The following is a 1,852-nucleotide window of genomic DNA, read 5'->3' as shown; positions in this document are numbered from 1 at the left end:
GTATGGCATCCTTGCCATACCCACGCACCCACGCTATAGGCGGCGTGGTTATGGCAAGTTTCCATACCCACGTATCCACGCTATAGGCAGCGTGGTTGTGGCAGGATTTCATACCCATGCACCCACGCTATAGGCAGCGTGGTTATGGCAGGATGCCATAACCTCCTAAAATACAAAAAGGGCAAAACTCATCAATCGTGAGTTTTGCCCTTTTTCATGTCTTTATATATCCTGCTATGAGTGCATCCTTCTACGCCGAATCTCCTGCTTACGGCTGGCTCTCGCCCTCCACATACTCCTCAAGGAACATGTGCTCACCGTCGAACACGGCGTAGGTGAACTGCGTGATCCAGTCGCCGAGAATCATCATGCGTGTCTTCTTCGAGAGGAAAAGGTCGAGCTCGATGTGTCGGTGTCCGAACATGAAGTAGTCGACATCGTTGTGTGTCTTCATGTACTGCTTCGCAAAGAGCACGAGGTGCTCGCGGTCCTCACCCATGTACGGCGGTTCCTTGCCGTCGGCACGCTTCAGACGCGAGTGCTTCGCCCAGGTGAGTCCGAACCACATAGCCCAGCGTGGGTGCAGCGTGTTGAACAGCACCTGGCACGTGCGGTTGTGGAATACGCGCTTTATGAACTTGAAGCGGCGGTCGGGGTCGCCAAGTCCGTCGCCGTGCGCTATGTAGAACACCTTGTCGTAGATCTCTACCGTCTCGGGTTTGGTGTGCACGATAAGGCCACACTCCTCTTTGAGGTAGCCGTAGGTCCAGATGTCGTGGTTGCCGGTGAAGTAGTGCACCTCCACGCCCATGTCGGTCAGTTCTGATAGCTTGCCCAGAAAACGCGTGTAGCCCTTCGGCACAACGTAGCGCCACTCGCACCAGAAGTCGAACATATCGCCCAACAGATAGACGGCGCGTGCCTTTGTCTTTATCGAGTCGAGAAACCTCACGAGTCGACGCTCCTGAGTGCGACCGTGGTCGATGGCCCACGACCCGAGGTGGGCATCGCTAAGGAAATATACATTTTTCATGCGAATTCAAAACTGGATAATTCATAATGCGCATTGCGCATAACTCAACATTCAACACTCAACATTCCACATTGCCAACGGCAATTAGTCGAATCCAAGCTCAACCCTTGCCTCCTCCGTCATCATGCTCTGGTCCCACACCGGCTCGAAGACGAGGTTCACGTTGGCAGACTTCACCTGCTCGAGCGAGTCGACCTTCTGTCGCACGTCCTCAAGGATGAAGTCGGCAGCGGGGCATGTGGGCGCAGTGAACGTCATATCAATGTCCACGTTGCCATCGTCCTGCACGTCAATCTTGTAGATGAGTCCGAGGTCGTAGATGTTCACCGGTATTTCGGGGTCGTACACCGTCTTGAGCACATCGACGATGCGTTCTTCTATATGTGTTTTTTCTTCCTGTGTCATTGCTTTAAATCTTTAGCTTGTTATATACATATATATATTATTGCAAATTTAAGGAAAATAATCCGAATAACGAATTTTACGGCAGTAATAATATCGTATTTCTTACTCGGTTACGATAAAAAACTATACTTTTGCAGCGCATAACGTAACCAAAATAACTAAATAAAAATGATAACATTCCTAATCAGTCTGGCAGCCCTCGTGTTGGGCTACCTTGTCTATGGACGCTTCGTGGAGCGCATCTTCGTACCCGACGACCGTGTTACGCCAGCTGTGGCGCAAGCCGATGGCTTGGACTATGTCGCGATGCCTTATTGGAAGGTGTTTATGATACAGTTCCTTAACATAGCCGGTACTGGACCTATATTCGGTGCAATCATGGGGGCTCACCCGATAAACCCAGGGGGAAGAATC

General features: G+C 51.0%; 3 protein-coding genes. 1 reads left to right on the top strand and 2 read right to left on the bottom strand.

What is annotated here, in order from left to right:
- Window positions 1-268: 268 nt before the first annotated feature.
- Together HMPREF0673_RS04850 and HMPREF0673_RS04845 are read right to left on the bottom strand one after the other, a co-directional pair.
- Window positions 269-1,033, bottom strand: coding sequence for a UDP-2,3-diacylglucosamine diphosphatase (locus HMPREF0673_RS04850; RefSeq protein WP_007898877.1), 765 nt, complete (start codon window positions 1,031-1,033; stop codon window positions 269-271).
- Between the two features lie 84 nt (window positions 1,034-1,117).
- Window positions 1,118-1,438 (bottom strand): metal-sulfur cluster assembly factor, encoded by a 321-nt coding sequence (locus HMPREF0673_RS04845; protein ID WP_007898874.1) that lies wholly within the window; start codon window positions 1,436-1,438, stop codon window positions 1,118-1,120.
- A 168-nt stretch (window positions 1,439-1,606) separates the two neighbouring features.
- Between HMPREF0673_RS04845 and HMPREF0673_RS04840 the strand changes: the two genes are divergently transcribed.
- On the top strand, window positions 1,607-1,852 hold a 246-nt coding region (locus tag HMPREF0673_RS04840), incomplete at its 3' end, for a carbon starvation CstA family protein (protein ID WP_007898871.1).

This window comes from Leyella stercorea DSM 18206 (genome assembly GCF_000235885.1).
Classification (GTDB): domain Bacteria; phylum Bacteroidota; class Bacteroidia; order Bacteroidales; family Bacteroidaceae; genus Prevotella; species Prevotella stercorea.
Note: the sequence above shows the minus strand (reverse complement) of the source record. Positions and strands in the feature narration are given on the sequence as shown.

What these genes read in the sequence shown, in the direction of transcription:
- HMPREF0673_RS04850 (WP_007898877.1), bottom strand. Translation starts at nt 1,033, where the DNA reads ATGAAAAATGTATATTTCCTTAGCGATGCCCACCTCGGGTCGTGGGCC.
- HMPREF0673_RS04845 (WP_007898874.1), bottom strand. Translation starts at nt 1,438, where the DNA reads ATGACACAGGAAGAAAAAACACATATAGAAGAACGCATCGTCGATGTG.